This is a genomic window from Vagococcus fluvialis bH819 (assembly GCF_900163795.1).
GTDB lineage: Bacteria > Bacillota > Bacilli > Lactobacillales > Vagococcaceae > Vagococcus > Vagococcus fluvialis_A.
This window is the reverse complement of the sequence record NZ_FWFD01000002.1, coordinates 1-20,392: the sequence shown is the minus strand read 5'-3', so window position 1 is coordinate 20,392 and position 20,392 is coordinate 1. Positions and strand designations below refer to the sequence as shown.

The following is a 20,392-nucleotide window of genomic DNA, read 5'->3' as shown; positions in this document are numbered from 1 at the left end:
ACACTCTCTTATTTTTTTATAGTCAGGAAATAAAAATATCTTCTATCCTAATTTACTTTACAATCCCTTGAGACAAAGTGCTTATAATTTCATCTTCTTACTTAAAAATTAAAATTACTTCTTTGACAAAGTGACCACACGATGTTATTATCATGTGGTCACTTATTATTTTCTGAAAATAATAAGAACTTACATAAAAGGAGCTAATTAATCATATGGTAAAAGTTCAAGTCAAAAATTTAACTAAAGTTTTTGGTAAGAGAAGTCAAGCAGCTCTAAAGATGATCCAAGAGCAACGGCCTAAAACTGAAATCCTTGAAAAAACAGGTGCTACAGTTGGTGTTTACGATACTAACTTTGATATCAACGAAGGCGAAATTTTCGTTATTATGGGATTATCTGGTAGTGGTAAATCAACACTCATCCGATTAATTAATCGTTTAATAGAACCCACTTCTGGAGATATCTATATTGATGGTAAAGACATTGCAAAGATGGATAAAGATGAGCTACGTGAAGTCAGAAGACATAAAATGAGTATGGTTTTTCAAAATTTTGGTCTCTTCCCTCACAGAACTATCTTAGAAAATACTGAATTTGGTTTAGAGGTTCGTGGTGTTCCTAAAGAAGAAAGAACCAAACGAGCAGAAAAAGCTTTAGAAAATTCTGGTCTAATTTCTTTTAAAGACCAATATCCAAGCCAACTTTCAGGAGGAATGCAACAACGTGTTGGTCTAGCACGCGCTTTAGCAAATGATCCTGAGATTCTACTAATGGATGAAGCTTTTTCAGCTCTAGATCCTTTAATCAGAAGAGAAATGCAAGATGAATTGATTGATTTACAGGCAAATGTCCAAAAAACAATCATCTTCATCACTCATGATTTAAACGAAGCCCTTCGTATTGGGGATAGAATCGCTCTTATGAAAGATGGACAGATTATGCAAATTGGAACTGGTGAAGAGATTTTAACTAATCCAGCCAATGACTACGTTCGTGAATTTGTTGAGGATGTCGATCGTTCAAAAGTCTTAACAGCTAGCAACATCATGGTTCCTGCGATAACAACCAATATTGAACTCGACGGTCCTAACGTTGCACTTCAAAGAATGCGTAACGAAGAAGTTAGTATGTTACTGGCAGTTAACAAAAAACGTCAACTAAAAGGTTACATTACAGCTGACAACGCGCATCGTGCTAGAAAAAGAGGCCTAACTTTAGAAGAAGTGATGACTGAAGAAGTAACCACTGTTCCAAAAGACATGCTAGTCAGCGATATTTTTAATATCATTTACGATTCACCCATGCCTCTTGCAGTTGTAGAAAATGATCGTTTACTTGGTGTTATCATTCGAGGTCGTGTTATTGAAGCACTGACTGGAACAAGTGATCAATCAGAGGAAGGTGAATTAAATGAATAACATACTATTAGTTTCAAAAATTCCTGTAGCAGATTGGGTAGAAGCTATAACCTCTTGGATGACAGATACTTTCTCAGGTCTCTTTTCTTTTATTCAAGTACTAGGACAAAATATTATGGACGGGATTACAAATGGTCTATTATTTGTCCCACCGATCGTATTTATTTTGCTACTAACAGTCTTAGCCTTCTTTATTTCTAACAAGAAATGGGGCCTAACCTCCTTTACATTCTTTGGTTTAGCTTTTATTTTAAATCAAGGTTTATGGACAGATTTAATGAATACATTAACGCTCGTTTTAATTTCTAGTGTGATTTCGATTATAATCGGGGTTCCTTTAGGTATTTTAATGGCTAAGAATGAAACAGCTCAAAAAATTATTACACCGATTCTTGATTTCATGCAAACAATGCCAGGATTTGTTTACCTAATTCCTGCAGTCGCATTCTTCGGAATTGGGATGGTTCCTGGGGTGTTTGCTTCTGTTATTTTTGCCCTACCTCCTACTGTTCGTTTTACTAACTTAGGTATTCGTCAAGTTCCAAAAGAACTCGTTGAAGCCAGTGATTCTTTCGGTGGAACAGGGAAACAAAAATTATTCAAACTGGAATTACCTCTAGCTAAGAATACAATTTTAGCAGGTATTAACCAAACAACAATGCTTTCACTTTCAATGGTTGTTATTGCTTCAATGATTGGCGCTCCAGGACTTGGACGTGGCGTATTATCTGCACTTCAACGTGCTCAAGTCGGTAACGGTTTTGTAAATGGTGTTGCTTTAGTTATCTTAGCAATTATCATTGACCGTTTTACGCAACATTTAAACAAACCAAAACAATTAGCTGAAAAAAAAGTTGCCTCAAAGGGAGCTAAAAAGAGAAAAATTTTAATTGCCTCTGGTGCTGTCATCTTATTAATTGGTGGTTCACTAGTTAATTCAATTTTTGCTAATAAAAACGATAAAAACAAAACAATTAATCTAACTTATGTTGAATGGGATTCAGAAGTCGCTTCTACTCATGTTTTAGGTGAAGTTTTAAAACAACAAGGTTTCAAAGTTAATACAACACCTCTTGATAATGCGATTATGTGGGAATCAGTTGCTAAAGGCGAGTCGGATGCTATGGTATCTGCATGGTTACCAAGTACTCACGACGCACAATTTAAGCAATATAAAGACTCTGTTGACCTTTTAGGGACCAACCTTGAAGGTGCAAAAGTCGGTATAGTTGTTCCAAGTTATATGGATGTAGATAGCATTGATGACTTGAAAGATGAAGCGGGTAAAGTTATTACCGGAATCGAACCTGGTGCAGGTGTCGTTGCTGCTGCAGAAAGAACTATGTCTGAGTATTCTAATTTAAGTGATTGGAAATTAGAAACATCATCCTCTGGTGCGATGGTTGTTACACTTGACCAAGCAATCAAAAATAAAGAACCAATCGTTATTACAGGTTGGTCTCCACATTGGATGTTCTCTAAATATGATTTAAAATATCTAGAAGATCCTAAGAAATCTATGGGGGATGCAGAAACAATTAATACCATAGCTCGTAAAGGTTTAAAAGACGACCAACCAGAAGCCTATAAAATCTTAGAAAAATTCAATTGGGAAACTAAAGATATTGAAGAAGTGATGTTAAAAGTCAACAATGGAACATCTCCAGAAGAGGCTGCTAAAGAATGGATTGATGCTAATCCAGACAAAGTAGCTGAATGGACCAAATAACCAGATAAAAACGCCAACAAATGAAGGAACTTGTTTCCTTAACATCTGTTGGCGTTTTTTTATTTGATAAGTCCCATAACCATCTGGCGAATTTGTGTGTAATCTACTAATTCAATGTCTGGTTGAAACGATTCTTCTCTGATATCTTTTTCGTATTTGTTTAACCAGATACACGTCCAACCAGATGATTTAGCACCAATCACATCATTTTCATACGAATCACCTATATAGACAAATTGCTCACTCGTTTTATCTAGTTTTGTCTCAATATGTTGAAAAATCGCTTGACTGGGTTTGGCTAATCCAACTTCACCTGAAATAAAAATAGTTTCTTTTGAGATTAGATTAGTTAGCCCTAATTGATCTAACTTAGCTTTTTGATGCTCAGTTGGTCCATTAGTTAAAATACCTAGCATCATGTCCACAGCCAATAACTCCTTGATTAGGCTAGCCATCTCAGGTTTCATTTCTAGTTTCCCTTGGTTGTCTCGATAGGCTTGTTGAAATTTTTCTGCCTCTTTTTTGGTAATACTCACTTCAAAATCCTTTAATGCTTCCTGGATTCGGTAAACCCGCATCTCTTCTAAAGAAAGAGTTCCCTCTTCTGTTAAGTGAAATACCTGATCACTGTAATAGCGAAAGCGAATATATAAGGCTTTTAATTCTTTTTTAAGCTCTTGACTTGCATGAGGCAAACTTGCTTTTAATGCCTCTTCAAAAGGAACAATCTGATCATAAAGGGTATCATCCACATCAAAAATAACGACTTTCATTTTTTTCTCCATCTCTTTAACCCATCCCAATTACAAAATAAAGTAATTTATCCGAATAAGTAATTTTTGACTCATCCACCAATGTACTGTTTAACATGTCCATTTGATCTGTAATGATGCCATCAATTCCGTAGAACATCATCCGTGTCATGGTCTCTTCATCATTAGGTGTCCAAGCATAAACATCTTTACCTTCAGCATTAGCTGTATTAATGAAGTTAGAATTTAAGGTTGTATACTCTAATGTGAAGAAATCCATCTCGCCCTCAGGTGGTCCTGCCACACTAAATGGCATAATGTAACCCACCACAATCTTCGGCTCTTTTTTCTTGATTTCTTCCACAATATCAAAAGAGAGTGATTGAATAATATGACCATTCTCTAGAATATTTGCTTTATACTTGGCTAAGAAATTATCAATCATTTCAGGACTATCATTTTTTGTCGGTTTAATTTCAATCATTAATTTTTGATTCTGACGATTGGCCTCTGCTAAATAATCATCAAAAGAGGCAATTTTTTCTTCCATTCCATTTTCATGAACTGTGATTTCTGTTAACTCTTTCAAGTTTAATTCATACGGTTTCTTTTTAACATCTGTTAAACTTTTTAAATTAAAATCATGATACACCACAAATTGCTGGTCTTTGGTTTCTTGAATGTCCATTTCAATATAATCTGGATGTGTATCTTGACTGGTTTTCTTTAGAGCAGTAATTGAATTTTGAACCCCATTAGCATTATCTACACCACGATGGGAAACGGTAATTGGTCTGGTGGTTGATGGATTGCTTAAAAAATCCTCATTAAAGGTTCCCACAACAATTACAACACCAATAATTAAAACAGCTGTCCCAGCATATTTTAATCTTTTTACCCATTTAGTTGTCTCTCTTTTTTCCTCTTCTTCAAACCAAGAAGGACGTGATGGTAAAAAGTTACCTTGGTTCATATAATCAATCGTTACAAAGAAAATTCCCACAGTTGAAAGCACTAAATTTAATAACCAAACTATTTGTAGAGTTGTCATTAAGACAATTGCTGTTCCTAGTGCATACTGAGGTAAGTACTCTTCAACTAAGTGTTGGATAAAGATAATCACAGCATAGGATACACCTGTGATACCAACAAAAGTTCCCATCACCACTAAAAATTGACTTAAAATTTTTATAAAATTCCCTTTTGTTTTATTCCAACTAAACTTAACTGAATCCTTGAATTTACGATCTTTTAAAATCATCTCGGGTAACGCAAAAATATAGCGAATAGCTAGATAAATTAAAAAGATATACGCTAAAATAAATAGCGCTACAAAAATGATTCTATTTTCAAAAATAAAATCTAACAGAAAAACAGGTATTTTAAACTTAGTCAATAATTCCGAATTAAATTTAATCCCACTAATTGGTAAGATCAAGAAAAAATAAAACAAGAAAAATAGTAGCGTCCCTACTCGTATTTTCTTTAATTGTAGAAACGTTCCCTTAATTAACTGTTTCAGTGAAATCGGCTGTCTTATTTGAATAAAATAAATACTCAAAAGTAAGAAAGTGAATTCAAAGAATACAGCCACCACTAAAATTAACATCATACCTATCAATCCTAGAAAAACAAAAGGATGTTCTTTTAAAATCATGCCGATATTATCATAAGAAAGATATGCGACATTTCCTTGTCTTAAAATAAATCGAGTCATACTTACTAAAAATGGATTCAAGAAAAACATCAAAAATCCGTGCATCAGTAAAACATCTCGAAAATAAGATTTAGCCTCTCCAATAAATCCCCATGTCTTAACAAAATTCTCTCTAATATACTTCATCATAAACTCCTAACTAAATCCTTTTTACTCTTTTAAAACGATGAACCTGGTTCCTTTAAAAATGCGATTTCTTCTAATGTTGACACTCTTTGTAAACTCTCATTGCGATGAGGGTATCTTGAAAATCGTTTGATAATCTCAAAATGACGCTCTTCAAAATCAAGTTGGTTTTCTAACCCTTCCTCTGAAAATAAACTAAGTGCCTCTTCATGAATTTTAACAGACTCTGAGTGCATAAAAGGCATATACAAAAAGCCTCTTTCATTCACTGTTAATTGATCTAACTTACCTGTTGCAATCGCTTCTTGGGCTAAAACAAGCGCCATCCCATCAAAGGCAAAAGATTCTTTTTCTCCTCTAAATAAATTTCTTGAAAATTGATCCAAAACAATAACTTCAGCCAAACGTCCATGAATTGTTTGACGCCATTTAGCATACTCACCTTGTGCTACTTTAGTGTGTAACTCTAAAAAACGTTCTTTAATCAACGCATCAAACGCATCATCTTTTTTAAAATGTTGTTCTGGTGTTGCTTCTTTGAACCAGAAGTCTAGTATATCTTGGTAATTCATTTTTTTACCTCCTTATTTTCTACAGTCACTGTTTCTATTTTATCATTAAATTTTTTTAATTTAAGTACTTTGTGCTAATTCAGTTTAATTTATTTTTATTAAAGATAGACATAATGAAATTAAAGCAATTTAAAACTACTATCAAATCAATTAAATAAAAAAACCGTTTATTTTTTAAAAGGATGTTTTATATTAAAATAATAGACTTATATTCACAAAAACAAATATTAACGTCACTCTATTTATCCAAAAATAATATTATGATTAAAAAATAACGAATATTTATTTATCCTTCGTTAAAAATAAGTATACTAGATTTAAGTTAATCGATTAGCAAATTAAAAAGAAAAGGATGATACAAAATGAAGAAAAAAATATTTTTATTATCAATACTTGGAATAACTACTTTTAGCGGAGTTAGTGCTTCAGCAGTTAGCGTTACAAAAAAATATCGATATGACTATAACACTTATTATAATACTACTATGAATTATCATGCTTATCAGTATATTAATATACCAAATTCATCTCGCTATACAGGTTTTAGTGAATATCAGGTTGGAGGAGGATGGAACTACAACAGATACGAGCATGTGAACTACTATTCTGGTGGTTATTAAACGAAAAAAAATTCTTATCCATTCAGCACTGTAAAATAAATAGAGACTGATTTTTTAATCAGTCTTTTTATCTTTGGAGGAAACTATGCTACTTATTGATCATTTGACTATAAAAAAAAGGATCCCTATTTTAACAGGTTTTTCATTTACTTTTGAAAAAGGACACTTATATGGCATTGTTGCCGTTAACGGATCTGGTAAAACAACTTTTTTCAGAGCAATTATGGGGCTAACTCCTATAGATTCTGGTTCTTTTTCTATTCAAGAAGTTCAAGATAAGTCAGATTTTTTAATCAACAAACACTGCTTTTACTTCGAATCTAATGAATGGTTCGATCTTAATTTATCAGGGCTTGATTATTTAACTTTTATAAAAAAACAATGGCATTCATCAAAAGAGATTTCAGATATCATTACTTTATGGCAAATGGAAGATTATATTCGATTACCTATAAAAAAATATTCTTTAGGAATGAAACAAAAATTACTCATTTCATTATATTTAGTCAGTGATGCCAATTACTTGTTAATGGATGAAATCACCAATGGCTTAGATGAAGAAAGCAGAAAAATATTGTACACGACTTTATCCCAATTAAAGCAACAAGGTAAAACGATTATTTTATCGTCACACTATAAAGAAGATATCGAAGAATTTTGTGATTATTTATTACTTCTAAAAAATCAAACAATGGAGGTTTCCAAGCTATGAGTCATTTTATTTTTCTAGTAAAACAAGTTATTAAACAAAAAACAACATGGATTCCTTTATGTTTATTATTTTTAGCTATTAGTATTCCTCCTTTTTTAAACCATAGTGCTAGTCTAGAAAGAAGTTTAGGTACTCAAATTAGAAATAATATCCAACAAAATGCTGAAAATATTTATACTTTAGAACAAGAAATTACCACACAACAAGATTCCAACTCTGAAAAGGCAAGCTATTTAGAAAAAAATCTTGTGGATTCAAAAAAACAAATAGAACAGGATAAAATTTTTCTAAATGAATTTAATAATGAAGAATGGAAAAATGTCTATTTAAAACAGATTGATAACATAAAAAGATCGCAAAAAAGCACTAGCTATGCTGAACCCAGTAAAGATCTAATCAACGCTTTAGATAGAGACTTAAAACTATACGAAACATTAGCTAAGAAAACAATTCCTTTCGAAGACGTTAATTACCCTTATACTGGCATTCAATACACGCTATCCCTTTTTATCTATATTTTCCCTGTCCTTTTAAGTATCTCTATTTTGTTTATTTTATCTAATTTATATGGTTCGTTCTTTCATGAAGATATTAATAAAATGGACTTATTACCACAAAAAAAAGCAATCACTCATTCCAAAAATTTAATCAGTGGACTTGTTATCGCCTGTTCATTTCTAGTATGTTCTTTATTAGTCGCTTTCTTAATCACAACGATTCCTTTTAAAATGGGAAGTTTCAATTATCCTGTTTTACACTATAATCTTACATCTCATACTATATATTTCGCAGAAGTAAAAAAAACGATTTTACCAACCCTCTGTTTACAACTGTTAATGATTATTTTTTTAGTTTGTCTAACTTATCTGCTTGCACTTGTTTCTAAAAATAAATTAACCACCCTCTTGCTTTCAAGTATAATTTTATTTGGAAGCATGTTTTTAGTTAACTTTATTCAACCCATTCAAGAAAATGCCCAATATCTACCAATGACTTATATTTACTGCTATGACATTACCACCGGTGTCTATCAATATAACATTGACAATTTTAACATCTCCTTTATCATGGGAATCAAAGTATTACTATTTTATATTACTATGATGCTATGTTTTATCTTCTATCCTAGAAATAGAAAAAAACGTGTTAAATAAGCTTGGAGGTCTTTGATGATGACTAAAATTCTTGAAAATGAATGGGCGTATCAAAAATACTTTGTCATGGCTCATTCCCAAAAAGAGTACTTATATATTAGACAATTATTTTCTACTACAAATGAGAATTTAGAAGAAGAATTTAAAGAAGCTATCTTACATGCAGAACAAACGCCACCTACAAAAGGTTCCCTAACCAATGCCTACCAACATGTTTGGGGCTACTTCAAAAAATGTGCCACATCAGAAGAAAAAGAAAAGTTTCAAGCATTGTTAAATAGTCTGCCCCTTGATGAAGAAGACATTCGAAGTTTTTGTCAAAATTTGAGTATCAAATATGATAAAAAATATCTCTTACAATCCCGAATTTTATTTCCAAAATAAAAAATCTCACCCGAATTTTAACTGTCGAGTGAGATGATTCTTTTAAATATTAGCTTCTTTTTTCAATTCTTGAATAACACTGATTTTTACAAAAGGAATGTAGATTACAATTGAAATTAATAAGTTAACGGCTGCTAAGATGGCACCTTTGAAGCTTGCTGTGGCAATTAAGCCACCTAAAATTGGTGGTGTTACCCAAGGTGGGATAACCGTCGCAACTGGCACAATACCCATTTTAGTTGAGAAGTACGCCGTTGTTACTAAAACCATTGGTACTAAAATAAATGGAATAAACATGATTGGGTTTAACACAATTGGTAAACCAAATAACATTGGCTCATTAATATTAAACAATCCTGGTCCTGCACTTAATTTGTTAACCATCATGAAAGATTTATGCTTTCTTCCGACTAAAAAGATGGCGATAATCAGCCCTAATGTTGCACCTGTTCCACCTAAGTTAACAAATGAATCAATAAAAGGTTTGTTGACAATGTAAGGTGCCTTTTCTCCTGCAGACACAGCTAAAGCATTCGCATCAATCGCTGGAATATTGATTGATTGTAGAAACGGATCAATCATATTAGCACCATGTAAACCAAAGAACCATAAGAACGGTGTAATGAAGGCTATTAAAAGTGCTGATGGGTAAGTATTAGCTAATCCCATAAATGGCTCTTGAACTGCTTTGTAGAATGATGCAACAATATCTGTTACTCCAACAGCAGCAAAAACAGCAGCTACTAAACCGAATAAACTGATAATAATCATAGCTGGTAGTAAAGAAGCAAATGATTTCGCCACTGCTGGTGGAACACCATCTGGCATTTTAATCACTAATTTTTCATTCCCGATTAAACGAACGAATAATTCAGCTGAAACCATTCCGACAATTAAAGCGATAAAAAGACCAGTTGAAGCCATACCAGTTGCGCCACCTAAGGCAAAGAATGAACCTAATGAGACAATTCCGGCTGCGACACCATCTTTTCCGTATCCTTTTGTTAAGTTATATGCTACTAAAAAGGCAATTGCCACTGAAATAATTGCAAAAGTTCCATTCCAAACACTTCCACCAAAGCCCTTCCAAGCTTCACCTCCGAAAATATTGTTCATGAAATCTTGGAAAATTGGAATTGGTAAGTTATTGATCATTACTGCTAACGCACCTAAAATCATCAGCGGCATCGTCACCATAAACGAATCACGAATCGCTACCAAATGACGCTGTGCCCCAATTTTTGAAGCAACAGGTATAAACTTTGCTTCCATGAATTTTACAAATCCATCCATTAAAAACTCCCCCTAAAATTTTTTGTTATTATCAATAAGTTATCTGACACCTTACTATATGCAATAGCCGTGCCAACTTCTGAAACGCTTTCTACAATTGGCATAGTCCTTTACCTATTGCACACTAATTATACTGTGTTACACACTAGAGTGGTGAAAAAGGCGCTGTCTTTTGAATCCGGATTAAACAAAGTAAACATTTATTCTCTAATTTTTGATTACACGTGTAACACGTGCTATAATAATCATGTCAGGAGGTATCGTGCACATGCCGATGACACAAAAAGAAATGGTCGCGTTTTTAAAAAATCATGGCTTTACAAAAGTTAATGGTGGTAAGGGTTCTCATATAAAAATGACAAAACCTGGACTAACGAGGCCTATCATTATTCCTCAAGGTGAACTAAAAAAGGGAACTGAACGGAGTATATTGAAGGACGCTGACTTATTATAGTCAGCTCCTACTGAATAAGGAGGATTTTATTATGTTGATAAGTTATCCAGCTATTTTTTATTATGAAGACAATAGTTCGTCCGTTCCATTTCAAATTTACTTTCCTGATTTAGATGGTCTAACACAAGGGATAAATATACCAGATGCTATCGCAATGGGCTCAGAATATTTGGGTATTCGTTTAGCCGATGATTTTGAAAATAAGAGAGAGCTTCCAAAACCTTCCAATATTAACGAGTTGTCCTTAACACATAATGCCCCGTTTCAAGATGATGATGATTTTAATTTTATGTTTGACCCAGAAAAATCATTTATCTCCATGGTTAATGTTAATTTAATAGAATACTTAGGATTAGAAGAACCTATAAAAAAAACCTTAGCTATTCCAAAGTGGGCAGATAAACTTGGTAAAGAATTACATTTAAACTTTTCAAAAACATTAACTGAAGCGATTATTAAAGAGAAGTTAAATCATTAGTTCAGTTAAACATAGTTTTAATTACATAAACCAAAGTAGTGAAAATGGCACGTAGCTCTAAGCAACTGGAGAAGTTGCCTTTTGAACCCGGACGACAAAAAAGAGGATTAGTCTGCATGCTAGTCCTCTTTGGCATTGATATGCTACACTTCTTTATATATATTATACCATTTTAATGATAATTTACTTTAACTTCATCACCGTTTCATTTTCAATTAATTTATGAGGAATAATCACTCGTTTTTTTAATTCAGTTGGTTCTTTTAATTGAGTTAAAAATTCTTCCACGGCTGTTTTTCCTAATTGCGCTGCGTTCACATCAATTGATGTGATATAAGGATGTAATAATGTAGTAAATATTGAATTATTAAAGCTAATCACAGATATATCATCGGGTACTTTGTAACCAGATAAATTAAGCATTTGAATCAATCTTAAAGCAAACATATCATCAATGGCAATACACGCGGTAGGTTGTTCTTCTTTTAAACATGTTTCAAACGTTAAATAACTTTGTGGATCAATCAACGACATAACAGGTAAACTAGTCATTTCTTTTTCCATTAAACATTTTTGGTAACCGAAATAACGTTCTTTAAAGAAATTCTCTTTTTGATTATTGGTTACAAAAATAATTTTTTTGTGGCCTTTATCAAGTAAATGTTGTGTTGCTGTGTAGCCTAGCAGCTGATTATCATTATCCACACAACTTGTTTCATTAAAATATTTATAAGGCTGCCCTATCATGGTAAATGGCACTTTTTGTTTAACCAAATAATCCAGAACCATGTCATCTTCTTCTACGTAAAGTAAGATAAAACCATCCACTCGTTTTTGGCGATACATCAGTTCGACATTAGCTAATAATTCTTCTTGTGTTGGTGCTGAAGCAACAGAAATCGTCACTTTTTGTTTACTCGCCTCTTCATTCATCGCAGTCATAATTTCTAGGTAAAAAGGGTTACTTTTTCTTTCTTTTGAACCAATGACTGGTAAAATAATACCGATTGTATCCACATATTTGTTAGCAAGATTTTGAGCTGAGACATTAGGCACATAGCCTAGTTTATCCATTGCTTTTCGGACTTTTTCTTTTGTTTCTTGTGAAATACTTGGATGATCTTTTAAGGTTCTTGAAACAGTTGAAGGTGCCACACCAACTTCTTTAGCAACATCTTTAATCGTAACACTCATATGATCTCTCCTCTTAAAATTTCATATCTAATAAAATACCAAAATGATCACTAACGATAGGACCATCTACACCATTAAAAATAACTTGGTAGGTTGCGACTTCAACTGGGTTTAAAACAAAACCAAAATCAATTCGCAACCTTTCTTTATTATCTGCCCAGCCATCAATGTTACTTTCTACTGTAAATTGGCCTTTCTTTTCTTTTGCTAAATGATACACATCTGTATAAGTTTGACTAACTAAAGAATACCCTGCCCCTTCAATGTGAGCCGGCGCATTAAAATCACCTAGTAGTAAAATTTGATGACCTATTTTTTCAGTGTTTACTAATAATTTACTCCATTCATAAATAAAGCCTTCTTCTGGATTTTCTGAATACCAAGAGTAATGACAACTTCCGACTGTCAGCTTCTCTTCATTTAAATGTGCTAGTAAAATACGTCTTGTATGGTAATCTGCTCTATCCTCAGTTGGTGACACAAGTAAGCTTTCGGCTTCAAAAGGATATTTTGAAAGAATAGCAGAACCTTCATCATAAATATCATAACCGATATGACTGCATGTCCAACCCCAATAAAAATTTTGCCCTTTTTCTTTTAAATAATCAACTAACAATTTAGCAAAATTATCTGCTTTAATTTCAACTTCTGCTCCTTCATATGAACAATAAAATCCATCTGGGTTAATCACGTCTGCCGAAATTCTTTGATTTACTTCTTGAAGAGCAATCACTTCTGCTCCTTCTTTTAAAATAAAATCCCCTATTTGAACTAATTTTTCCAAAGGTTTTTCTTCAATCCAACTATGGGTGTTTAAACTAATAACTTTCATTTTATATCCTTCCTATTCAAAAGAAAAAGGCCAGGCATCGTGCCATAGCCTTTTCTTATACTTGGTTTTAATCATTTTGGATGTAAAGTCTGCAATTACCCCAGTTGCTTGGAGCAAAACGTCATTTCCACCATCCTTATTTAGTCGGGGCATAAAAATCTGCTCCTTCGGCAACTTCACAAGTGAAAAACAATCCCAAAGGTGCGGATTGTTTTTCACTTCTTCCAGTTGCTCGGAGCAAAGCGATTTTTATGCCACCCTTATTTACAAACTAACTTTTCCTATCACGCTAGCTTTTGTTTGTTGTCCGACTTGGTCTAATGTTAATGCTTGTAATTTATCACTATTGGTAAATACTACCACAATTGTTGTGCCTTTTCCTGCTTTTTTTACTGCATTCCAATCAGCTTTTGCTAATAATTGACCTGCTTCTACTTTGTCGCCTTCTTTAACAACTACATCAAAGGCTGAGTTTTCCATCTCTACTGTATCTAGTCCCATGTGAACTAAGATTTCTAAGCCATCTTCTGTCACTAAACCAATCGCATGTTTTGAAGGAAAGACTGTCATAATTTCAGCTGCTACTGGTGAAACAACTTCACCACTCATTGGGTTCACACCAAATCCGTCACCCATCATTTTTTGTGAAAAGACTTCATCTTTCACTTCTTCAATTGGGATAACTTCTCCTGCTGCTACTGCAAGTAATGCGACTTCTTTATTTATTGCTTGTTTACTTTCAGCTTGTTTTTCAACTGATGTATCATTAAAATTTGATTTTGGAATCTCAATATTTGCATCTAATGCGTCTTGAATATCTGATTTTAAGATGTCCGCTTTAGGTCCGTAAACTGCTTGAACGCCATTATCTTTAATAATTAAGCCCATAGCACCACATTTTTTCCATGCTTCTTCGGAACCAACTAAACCACGATCCTTCACAGAAACACGTAACCGAGTCATACACGCATCCACATCAGCAATATTTTCTTTACCACCTAATAAATTAATTACATCAATCACTTGTTGGTTAAGTCCAGAAGCATCTGTATTGGTTGCTGTTGTATCTGTCGCACCATCTACTTCATAGTTACCATTACGTCCTGGTGTTCCAAAGTTAAATTTCTTAATTAAGAAGTTAGCTAAGAAATATGTTCCAACACCAAAGACAATCGTACAAATCACAAAATTAACAATATCCATACCCAATCCTGCTTTGATTGAAATTGGCAGTCTTGTTAATAACTCAATGTTACCGAATGAATGGACACGTAAGTTGATGATATCTGCCATAGCAAATGCTAACCCTTGAATCACTGCGTACACTCCGTACAACGGCATTGCCACAAACATAAACATAAATTCTAAAGGCTCTGTAACACCTGTTAAGAATACTGCAAGTGCTGCTGAAAAATACATTGATTTATATTGAGATTTTTTATCAGCATCAACGTTTTTATACATTGCAAAAGCCATACCCATTAAAATACCTGAAGAACCGATCATTTGACCTACTTTGAAACGTGCTGGTGTCCAGTTTGTCAAAACATGATTGTATTGACTCATATCACCCGATTGCTTCAAGTTTAATAAATCAGTTGCCCATGCTAGCCATAATGGATCTTGTCCATAAACCATTGTTCCTGCTTGTGCACCTGAAAGAATTTCGTAAGTACCACCAAGTTGTGTATAGTTAATTGGAATAGTTAACATATGGTGTAAACCAAATGGTAATAATAAACGTTCTAATGTTCCATAAAGGAATGGTGCTAGTATTGGTGCTGTGTCTTGACTTGTCGCAATCCATAAACCAAAGTTGTTAATTCCTGATTGGATAAATGGCCAAATAATAGCTAACGCTAATGAAACAAGAACTGACCAAAGAATAACCACGAAAGGAACGAAACGTTTACCATTAAAGAATGATAACGCATCTGGTAATTTACGATAATTGTAATATTTATTGAAGGCCATTGCCCCAACAAAACCGGCAATAATACCAACGAAAACACCCATATTTAAAGCTGGTGCTTCTAAAACACTTGTAAAGAAACCTTTAACCATAATTTTAGTACCAAATAAAGTATGTGTGTAAGCGTCAGGGTTACTTAACATGTCACTTGTCACACCAAAAATTGACCCTGTAATACGGTTAATTAACACAAAAGCAATACCAGCTGCAAAGGCTCCACCGGCTTTTTCTTTCGCCCAACTACCACCGATAGCTAATGCAAATAATAAATGAAGATTTCCAATAATTGCCCAACCAATGTTCTCAACAACACCACCAGTCGTCACTAACATATGCATGTCTGGATTGATTAGTGGAATGGATTTACCAATACTAATCATCAATCCTGCTGCTGGCATAACTGCGATAACAACCATTAAGGCTTTACCAAACTTTTGCCAAAACTCAAAACTCAATAATTTTTTCATTTTATTCACCTTTCTTAATTCAATTGCGCCAAACACATCTTAACGCAATCGGTTTCGTAATTAAATTATATCTCTCCAGACTTTTTTTGTAAAGATGTATTAATAGAAACAAAACAAATCGTTACCGGTAACAAGATTCATTATCTAATTATTTATTGTTGATTTCGCAATCGTTTGCGTTTATCATGGATTTATACATTAATCTAAGGGGGAAATTATAAGTGGAACATTTAAAAAGATTATTTAATATCGATCCATGGAAACTAACAACGAATGAATTACATAACTCAGACATTCGCTTACAAGAATCATTAACAAGTACTGGTAATGGTTATATGGGAATGCGCGGAAACTTTGAAGAAGGTTTTAGTGGTGACAATCATCAAGGAACTTATATTGCAGGTGTTTGGTATCCAGACAAAACACGTGTGGGTTGGTGGAAAAATGGTTACCCAGAATACTTTGGTAAAGTAATCAATGCTATTAACTTCATCGCAATGGACTTATACATCAACGATACAAAAATTGACTTAGCAACACAAACTGTTTCAGATTTCTACCAAGAATTAGATATGGAACATGGCGTTTTATCTCGTCACTTCACGATTGAAATGAGTGACATGAAAGTTAAATTCTCTTTTGAGCGTTTCTTAAGTATTACGACGAAAGAATTAGGTGTGGTTTCACTTAAAGCTGAAGTATTAGAAGGAAATGGCACAATCAAAGTTGTTTCTAAATTAGATAATAATGTGCATAACGAAGATAGCAACTACGAAGAAATGTTCTGGGAAGAACGTCAAGTTTCTGAAAATGTTGTGACTGCTCGTACGGTTCCAAATAATTTTGGTATTGAACAATTTACTATCACTGCTTTAATGGAAAATACAGCAACTGGAACTCACACAAGTCAAAAAGAAACAGCTGCCTTCTTAGCAACTGAAAGCTTCACTTTTGACGTTAAATCTGGTGACGTGGTTTCTCTAGATAAAAAAGTAGTCATTACAACAAGTCGTGACATCGAAGAAGGGAAACAATTAACAGCGGCTCAAACAATCATGACAGAAGTTAATGCTTCTTCTATTGAAGAATTAAAACAAGCTCACGCTACTGCATGGGAAAAACGTTGGGAATTAGCTGATGTGGTTATCGAAGGTGATGACGAAGCACAACAAGGCATTCGTTTTAACTTATTCCAATTATTCTCTACTTACTACGGCGAAGATGATCGCTTAAACATTGGACCAAAAGGCTTCACTGGTGAAAAATACGGCGGTGCAACTTATTGGGATACTGAAGCTTACGCAGTTCCTTTATACTTAGCCTTAGCTGATCCAAGTGTAACTAAAAACTTATTAAAATACCGTCACAATCAATTACCACAAGCACAACACAATGCCCGTCAACAAGGACTTAAAGGTGCTTTATACCCAATGGTTACTTTTACTGGTGTGGAGTGTCATAATGAGTGGGAAATTACTTTTGAAGAAATTCACCGTAATGGTGCCATTGCTTATGCGGTTTATAACTATACAAACTACACAGGCGACACTGAATACATTAAAACAGAAGGTTTAGAAGTCCTTTCTGAAATCGCTCGTTTCTGGGCTGACCGTATTCACTATTCTAAACGCAACAAACAATACATGATGCACGGCGTGACTGGTCCTAACGAATATGAAAACAACGTTAATAACAACTGGTACACTAACTACATCGCTGTTTGGGTTCTTAAATATACGTTAGAAAACTACAAAAAATACCAAGCTGAAACAACGGTTAAATTAACGACTGAAGAAATCAGCCATTGGGAAGATATTATTGCAAACATGTACTTCCCTAAAGATGATGAATTAGGTGTTTACGTTCAACACGATACATTCTTAGATAAAGAATTAATGCCAGTTTCTGATTTAGCAGCAACTGATGTACCTTTAAACCAAAATTGGTCATGGGATCACATCTTACGTTCATGTTTCATCAAACAAGCAGATGTTCTTCAAGGAATTTACTTCTTTAACGATGAATTTACTATGGAAGAAAAACGTAAAAACTTTGAATTCTATGAACCAATGACAGTCCATGAATCATCACTTTCACCATGTATTCACTCGATCTTAGCTGCTGAATTAGGCATGGAAGAAAAAGCAGTTGAAATGTATCAACGGACAGCCCGACTAGACCTTGATAACTACAACAACGACACAGATGACGGATTACACATCACTTCAATGACAGGTAGCTGGTTAGGAATCGTTCAAGGATTCGCTCAAATGAAGACTTACAACGAAAAATTAAGCTTTGCCCCATTCTTACCCGAAAAATGGAGTAAATATGCGTTCCACATTAACTACCGCGGCCGTTTACTACATGTCTTAATTGATACTAATGTGACGATCACTTTATTAAGTGGCGACGCTCTTGATATTGACGTTTATGGTGACGTTCATCACGTTGAAGGAACAATGACTACCCCAGTCAAAAAATAAACTTGTATAGACAACTGATTTAAAATACATTAAAATAAAGATAGCTATAAAAATAGAGGCTGACCCTACCGTTAGCCTCTGTCTTGTTATATGAATAATTTTTTAGTCGGGGGATAAAAAGGCAGCTCCCACGGCAACTTCACGAAAAGTGATCAATCAAAAAGAGCGATTGTTCACTTTTCCCTCCAGTTGCTCGGAGCAAAACGCCTTTTGACCCACCTTGCTTTTTAAAAATGAAAGGATGTTTTTTTATGTTTAAAGGTGTTTTATTTGATTTAGATGGTGTTATTACTGATACAGCTGAGTACCATTTCTTAGCTTGGAAAAAATTAGCGGATGATTTAGGTATTTCAATTGATCGTGCGTTCAACGAAAAATTAAAAGGTGTGTCTCGTGAAGATTCACTAACTTTAATTTTAGAACATGGCAATAAAGCTGGCGAAATCAGTTCTGAAAAATTTGCTGAATTAGCTAAAGTAAAAAATGACAACTATGTTGAAATGATTCAAGCTATTTCACCTAAAGATATCTACCCTGGTATTTTAGAATTATTAGAAGAATTAAAAGCGGCTGACATCAAAATTGCTTTAGCTTCTGCAAGTAAAAACGGTCCTCTTTTATTAGATAAAATGGAAATCAGCCATTTCTTCGATGCGATTGTTGATCCAGGATCAGTGGCTGCTGGAAAACCAGCGCCAGATATTTTTGTTGCGGCTGCTGAAGCAGTGAACGTTTCAATTAAAGAAGCTGTTGGGATTGAAGATTCTCAAGCTGGTATTACTGCCATTAAAGCAAGTGGTTCTCTACCAGTCGGTGTTGGATCACCTAAAGACTTAGGAGACGATATTGCAATTGTTCCAGATACAAGCAAACTTTCTTTAGCTTATTTAGAAACTGTTTGGAATAGTAAATAAGATGTCTCATCAAATTAAGATCGATGAAAAAACAGGGATTGCTTATATTACCTTAGTAAATGGTGATTTATCTGCAACTTTCTTAAACTTTGGTGCAAGATGGCATAACTTTGTAACCCCTGATAAAGATAGCAACAAAGAAAATATCTTACTTTCTTTAGATACACCTGAAAGTATTTTAGCTGACAATGCTCAGTTTGGTGCTTTAGTGGGACCTGTTGCCGGTCGGATTAAAAATGCAGAGTGGAACGGTATCACTCTAGAAAAAAACTTTCATGACGAGCATCATATTCATGGTGGCAGTCAAGGTTGGTGGTGTCAATTTTGGGACTACGAGATGATCAGTGACACAAAAGTTGCGTTTACTTTAGTGGATACTGCTTCAGGTTTCCCAGGTCCAATCACTGTTGTTAATACTTATGAATTAACAACAACAGCTGTTGTCATGACCACAAAGGTGACTTCAGAAAGTCAAACCATTGTGAACCCAACCAATCATGTTTACTTTAACCTTTCAGGGAACGCTAAACGAGACATTACAAGTCATGATTTACTCGTTAAAAGTAACGGTATTCTTGAAACAGATAGCATTAACTTACCCACAGGAAAAATCCTAACTGTTGATAACACAGGTTATGATTTTAGAGAACCAACCTCTTTAGCTGATAACTTAGCTAAATTAACAGGTGGAATTGACGATGCCTTCATTTTAGAATCAAGTCATCCACAGATTTGTTTAACTGAAACAAAAAGTGGTCGTAAGTTAAACATCTCTTCTAACCGAGAAGCAGCAGTTATCTTCTCCACAACTGGATTTAATGACGACTTTAAAGTGAACGGACAAAGCATGCACTCTGAAATCGGCATTGCGATAGAAACCCAAGAACTACCTGATATTGTCAATCACCCAAAATGGGGTTCGATTGAACTAAACCCAGGACATACTAAGGTGTTTAAGACTGTGTATGAAGTAGAGTGATGAAAAAGGCGTTTAGTTCCAAGCAGTTGGAAGAAACAAAAAATAATTCGCGCCCTTTGAATTGATTTTTATTTCTGAAACTGCCGCAGGAGCTGCCTTTTGAATCCAGACTACATAGAGTGATGAAAAAGGCGTT

The 20,392-nt window shown here is 34.1% G+C and carries 19 protein-coding genes; 11 read left to right on the top strand and 8 right to left on the bottom strand.

Annotated features, from left to right (window positions below; translation table 11 throughout):
• Positions 1-215: 215 nt before the first annotated feature.
• Positions 216-1,421 carry a quaternary amine ABC transporter ATP-binding protein gene (locus FM121_RS00150; protein WP_086950134.1) on the top strand — a complete coding sequence of 402 codons (1,206 nt, stop codon included), beginning with the start codon at positions 216-218 and terminating at the stop codon, positions 1,419-1,421.
• A complete protein-coding gene (locus FM121_RS00145) occupies positions 1,414-3,150 on the top strand; it encodes an ABC transporter permease/substrate binding protein (protein WP_086950133.1) in 1,737 nt (578 codons plus the stop codon). The genes FM121_RS00150 and FM121_RS00145 overlap by 8 nt, the downstream gene beginning before the upstream one ends.
• A 59-nt stretch (positions 3,151-3,209) precedes the next feature.
• Here FM121_RS00145 and FM121_RS00140 read toward each other — a convergent pair whose 3' ends face one another.
• Genes FM121_RS00140 through FM121_RS00130 form a run of 3 tightly spaced genes read right to left on the bottom strand, consistent with a single transcriptional unit; the run spans position 3,210 to position 6,317 of the window.
• Positions 3,210-3,935: an HAD family hydrolase gene (locus tag FM121_RS00140; RefSeq protein ID WP_086950132.1), complete on the bottom strand. Its 726-nt coding sequence runs from the start codon at positions 3,933-3,935 to the stop codon at positions 3,210-3,212.
• A gap of 4 nt (positions 3,936-3,939) precedes the next feature.
• Complete coding sequence (locus tag FM121_RS00135; protein ID WP_086950131.1) at positions 3,940-5,745, bottom strand: glycerophosphoryl diester phosphodiesterase membrane domain-containing protein; 1,806 nt, start codon at positions 5,743-5,745, stop codon at positions 3,940-3,942.
• 32 nt (positions 5,746-5,777) lie between these two features.
• On the bottom strand, positions 5,778-6,317 hold the full coding sequence (locus FM121_RS00130; RefSeq protein ID WP_086950130.1) for a DUF924 family protein: 540 nt from the start codon (positions 6,315-6,317) through the stop codon (positions 5,778-5,780).
• A 362-nt stretch (positions 6,318-6,679) separates the two neighbouring features.
• On the opposite strand from FM121_RS00130, the gene FM121_RS00125 reads away from it, so the two are divergent.
• The 4 genes from FM121_RS00125 (at position 6,680) to FM121_RS00110 (ending at position 9,187) form a co-directional block, all read left to right on the top strand.
• Entirely contained in the window at positions 6,680-6,937 is a 258-nt protein-coding gene (locus tag FM121_RS00125) for a hypothetical protein (protein WP_086950129.1), read from the top strand.
• A gap of 85 nt (positions 6,938-7,022) precedes the next feature.
• On the top strand, positions 7,023-7,649 hold the full coding sequence (locus tag FM121_RS00120) for an ATP-binding cassette domain-containing protein (protein ID WP_086950128.1): 627 nt from the start codon (positions 7,023-7,025) through the stop codon (positions 7,647-7,649).
• Complete coding sequence (locus tag FM121_RS00115) at positions 7,646-8,803, top strand: hypothetical protein (RefSeq protein WP_086950127.1); 1,158 nt, start codon at positions 7,646-7,648, stop codon at positions 8,801-8,803. The genes FM121_RS00120 and FM121_RS00115 overlap by 4 nt, the downstream gene beginning before the upstream one ends.
• Before the next feature lie 15 nt (positions 8,804-8,818).
• Positions 8,819-9,187, top strand: coding sequence for a YbgA family protein (locus FM121_RS00110; protein WP_086950126.1), 369 nt, complete (start codon positions 8,819-8,821; stop codon positions 9,185-9,187).
• A 42-nt stretch (positions 9,188-9,229) separates the two neighbouring features.
• On the opposite strand, the gene FM121_RS00105 is transcribed toward FM121_RS00110, so the two are convergent.
• Positions 9,230-10,480, bottom strand: coding sequence for a PTS sugar transporter subunit IIC (locus tag FM121_RS00105; RefSeq protein WP_086950125.1), 1,251 nt, complete (start codon positions 10,478-10,480; stop codon positions 9,230-9,232).
• A 268-nt stretch (positions 10,481-10,748) separates the two neighbouring features.
• Between FM121_RS00105 and FM121_RS00100 the strand changes: the two genes are divergently transcribed.
• Together FM121_RS00100 and FM121_RS00095 are read left to right on the top strand one after the other, a co-directional pair.
• Positions 10,749-10,934 carry a type II toxin-antitoxin system HicA family toxin gene (locus tag FM121_RS00100; RefSeq protein ID WP_086950124.1) on the top strand — a complete coding sequence of 62 codons (186 nt, stop codon included), beginning with the start codon at positions 10,749-10,751 and terminating at the stop codon, positions 10,932-10,934.
• Between the two features lie 31 nt (positions 10,935-10,965).
• Positions 10,966-11,412, top strand: coding sequence for a type II toxin-antitoxin system HicB family antitoxin (locus tag FM121_RS00095; protein ID WP_086950123.1), 447 nt, complete (start codon positions 10,966-10,968; stop codon positions 11,410-11,412).
• A 183-nt stretch (positions 11,413-11,595) separates the two neighbouring features.
• On the opposite strand, the gene FM121_RS00090 is transcribed toward FM121_RS00095, so the two are convergent.
• The 4 genes from FM121_RS00090 to FM121_RS00080 form a co-directional block, all read right to left on the bottom strand.
• Positions 11,596-12,606, bottom strand: a complete 1,011-nt coding sequence (locus tag FM121_RS00090; protein ID WP_086950122.1) for a LacI family DNA-binding transcriptional regulator — start codon at positions 12,604-12,606, stop codon at positions 11,596-11,598.
• A gap of 13 nt (positions 12,607-12,619) precedes the next feature.
• Positions 12,620-13,438: an endonuclease/exonuclease/phosphatase family protein gene (locus FM121_RS00085; RefSeq protein ID WP_086950121.1), complete on the bottom strand. Its 819-nt coding sequence runs from the start codon at positions 13,436-13,438 to the stop codon at positions 12,620-12,622.
• A gap of 12 nt (positions 13,439-13,450) precedes the next feature.
• The gene (locus FM121_RS14380; protein ID WP_179203754.1) at positions 13,451-13,591 is read right to left on the bottom strand and encodes a hypothetical protein; all 141 of its coding nucleotides are present in this window, start codon (positions 13,589-13,591) and stop codon (positions 13,451-13,453) included.
• A 111-nt stretch (positions 13,592-13,702) separates the two neighbouring features.
• Positions 13,703-15,877 (bottom strand): PTS transporter subunit IIBC, encoded by a 2,175-nt coding sequence (locus FM121_RS00080; protein ID WP_086950120.1) that lies wholly within the window; start codon positions 15,875-15,877, stop codon positions 13,703-13,705.
• Positions 15,878-16,098: 221 nt separating this feature from the next.
• Between FM121_RS00080 and FM121_RS00075 the strand changes: the two genes are divergently transcribed.
• From FM121_RS00075 to FM121_RS00065, 3 genes are all read left to right on the top strand, one after another.
• Positions 16,099-18,363 (top strand): glycoside hydrolase family 65 protein, encoded by a 2,265-nt coding sequence (locus tag FM121_RS00075; protein ID WP_086950119.1) that lies wholly within the window; start codon positions 16,099-16,101, stop codon positions 18,361-18,363.
• 251 nt (positions 18,364-18,614) lie between these two features.
• Complete coding sequence (gene pgmB, locus FM121_RS00070; protein WP_086950118.1) at positions 18,615-19,277, top strand: beta-phosphoglucomutase; 663 nt, start codon at positions 18,615-18,617, stop codon at positions 19,275-19,277.
• 1 nt (position 19,278) lies between these two features.
• Positions 19,279-20,256: an aldose epimerase family protein gene (locus FM121_RS00065; RefSeq protein ID WP_086950117.1), complete on the top strand. Its 978-nt coding sequence runs from the start codon at positions 19,279-19,281 to the stop codon at positions 20,254-20,256.
• Positions 20,257-20,392: the final 136 nt, after the last annotated feature.

Coding starts and splice junctions, on each gene's coding strand:
- FM121_RS00090 (WP_086950122.1), bottom strand. CDS start 12,606: ATGAGTGTTACGATTAAAGATGTTGCTAAAGAAGTTGGTGTGGCACCT.
- FM121_RS00120 (WP_086950128.1), top strand. CDS start 7,023: ATGCTACTTATTGATCATTTGACTATAAAAAAAAGGATCCCTATTTTA.
- FM121_RS00100 (WP_086950124.1), top strand. CDS start 10,749: ATGCCGATGACACAAAAAGAAATGGTCGCGTTTTTAAAAAATCATGGC.
- FM121_RS00150 (WP_086950134.1), top strand. CDS start 216: ATGGTAAAAGTTCAAGTCAAAAATTTAACTAAAGTTTTTGGTAAGAGA.
- FM121_RS00130 (WP_086950130.1), bottom strand. CDS start 6,317: ATGAATTACCAAGATATACTAGACTTCTGGTTCAAAGAAGCAACACCA.
- FM121_RS00065 (WP_086950117.1), top strand. CDS start 19,279: ATGTCTCATCAAATTAAGATCGATGAAAAAACAGGGATTGCTTATATT.
- pgmB (WP_086950118.1), top strand. CDS start 18,615: ATGTTTAAAGGTGTTTTATTTGATTTAGATGGTGTTATTACTGATACA.
- FM121_RS00110 (WP_086950126.1), top strand. CDS start 8,819: ATGATGACTAAAATTCTTGAAAATGAATGGGCGTATCAAAAATACTTT.
- FM121_RS00085 (WP_086950121.1), bottom strand. CDS start 13,438: ATGAAAGTTATTAGTTTAAACACCCATAGTTGGATTGAAGAAAAACCT.
- FM121_RS00105 (WP_086950125.1), bottom strand. CDS start 10,480: ATGGATGGATTTGTAAAATTCATGGAAGCAAAGTTTATACCTGTTGCT.
- FM121_RS14380 (WP_179203754.1), bottom strand. CDS start 13,591: ATGCCCCGACTAAATAAGGATGGTGGAAATGACGTTTTGCTCCAAGCA.
- FM121_RS00135 (WP_086950131.1), bottom strand. CDS start 5,745: ATGAAGTATATTAGAGAGAATTTTGTTAAGACATGGGGATTTATTGGA.
- FM121_RS00080 (WP_086950120.1), bottom strand. CDS start 15,877: ATGAAAAAATTATTGAGTTTTGAGTTTTGGCAAAAGTTTGGTAAAGCC.
- FM121_RS00145 (WP_086950133.1), top strand. CDS start 1,414: ATGAATAACATACTATTAGTTTCAAAAATTCCTGTAGCAGATTGGGTA.
- FM121_RS00125 (WP_086950129.1), top strand. CDS start 6,680: ATGAAGAAAAAAATATTTTTATTATCAATACTTGGAATAACTACTTTT.
- FM121_RS00115 (WP_086950127.1), top strand. CDS start 7,646: ATGAGTCATTTTATTTTTCTAGTAAAACAAGTTATTAAACAAAAAACA.
- FM121_RS00095 (WP_086950123.1), top strand. CDS start 10,966: ATGTTGATAAGTTATCCAGCTATTTTTTATTATGAAGACAATAGTTCG.
- FM121_RS00140 (WP_086950132.1), bottom strand. CDS start 3,935: ATGGAGAAAAAAATGAAAGTCGTTATTTTTGATGTGGATGATACCCTT.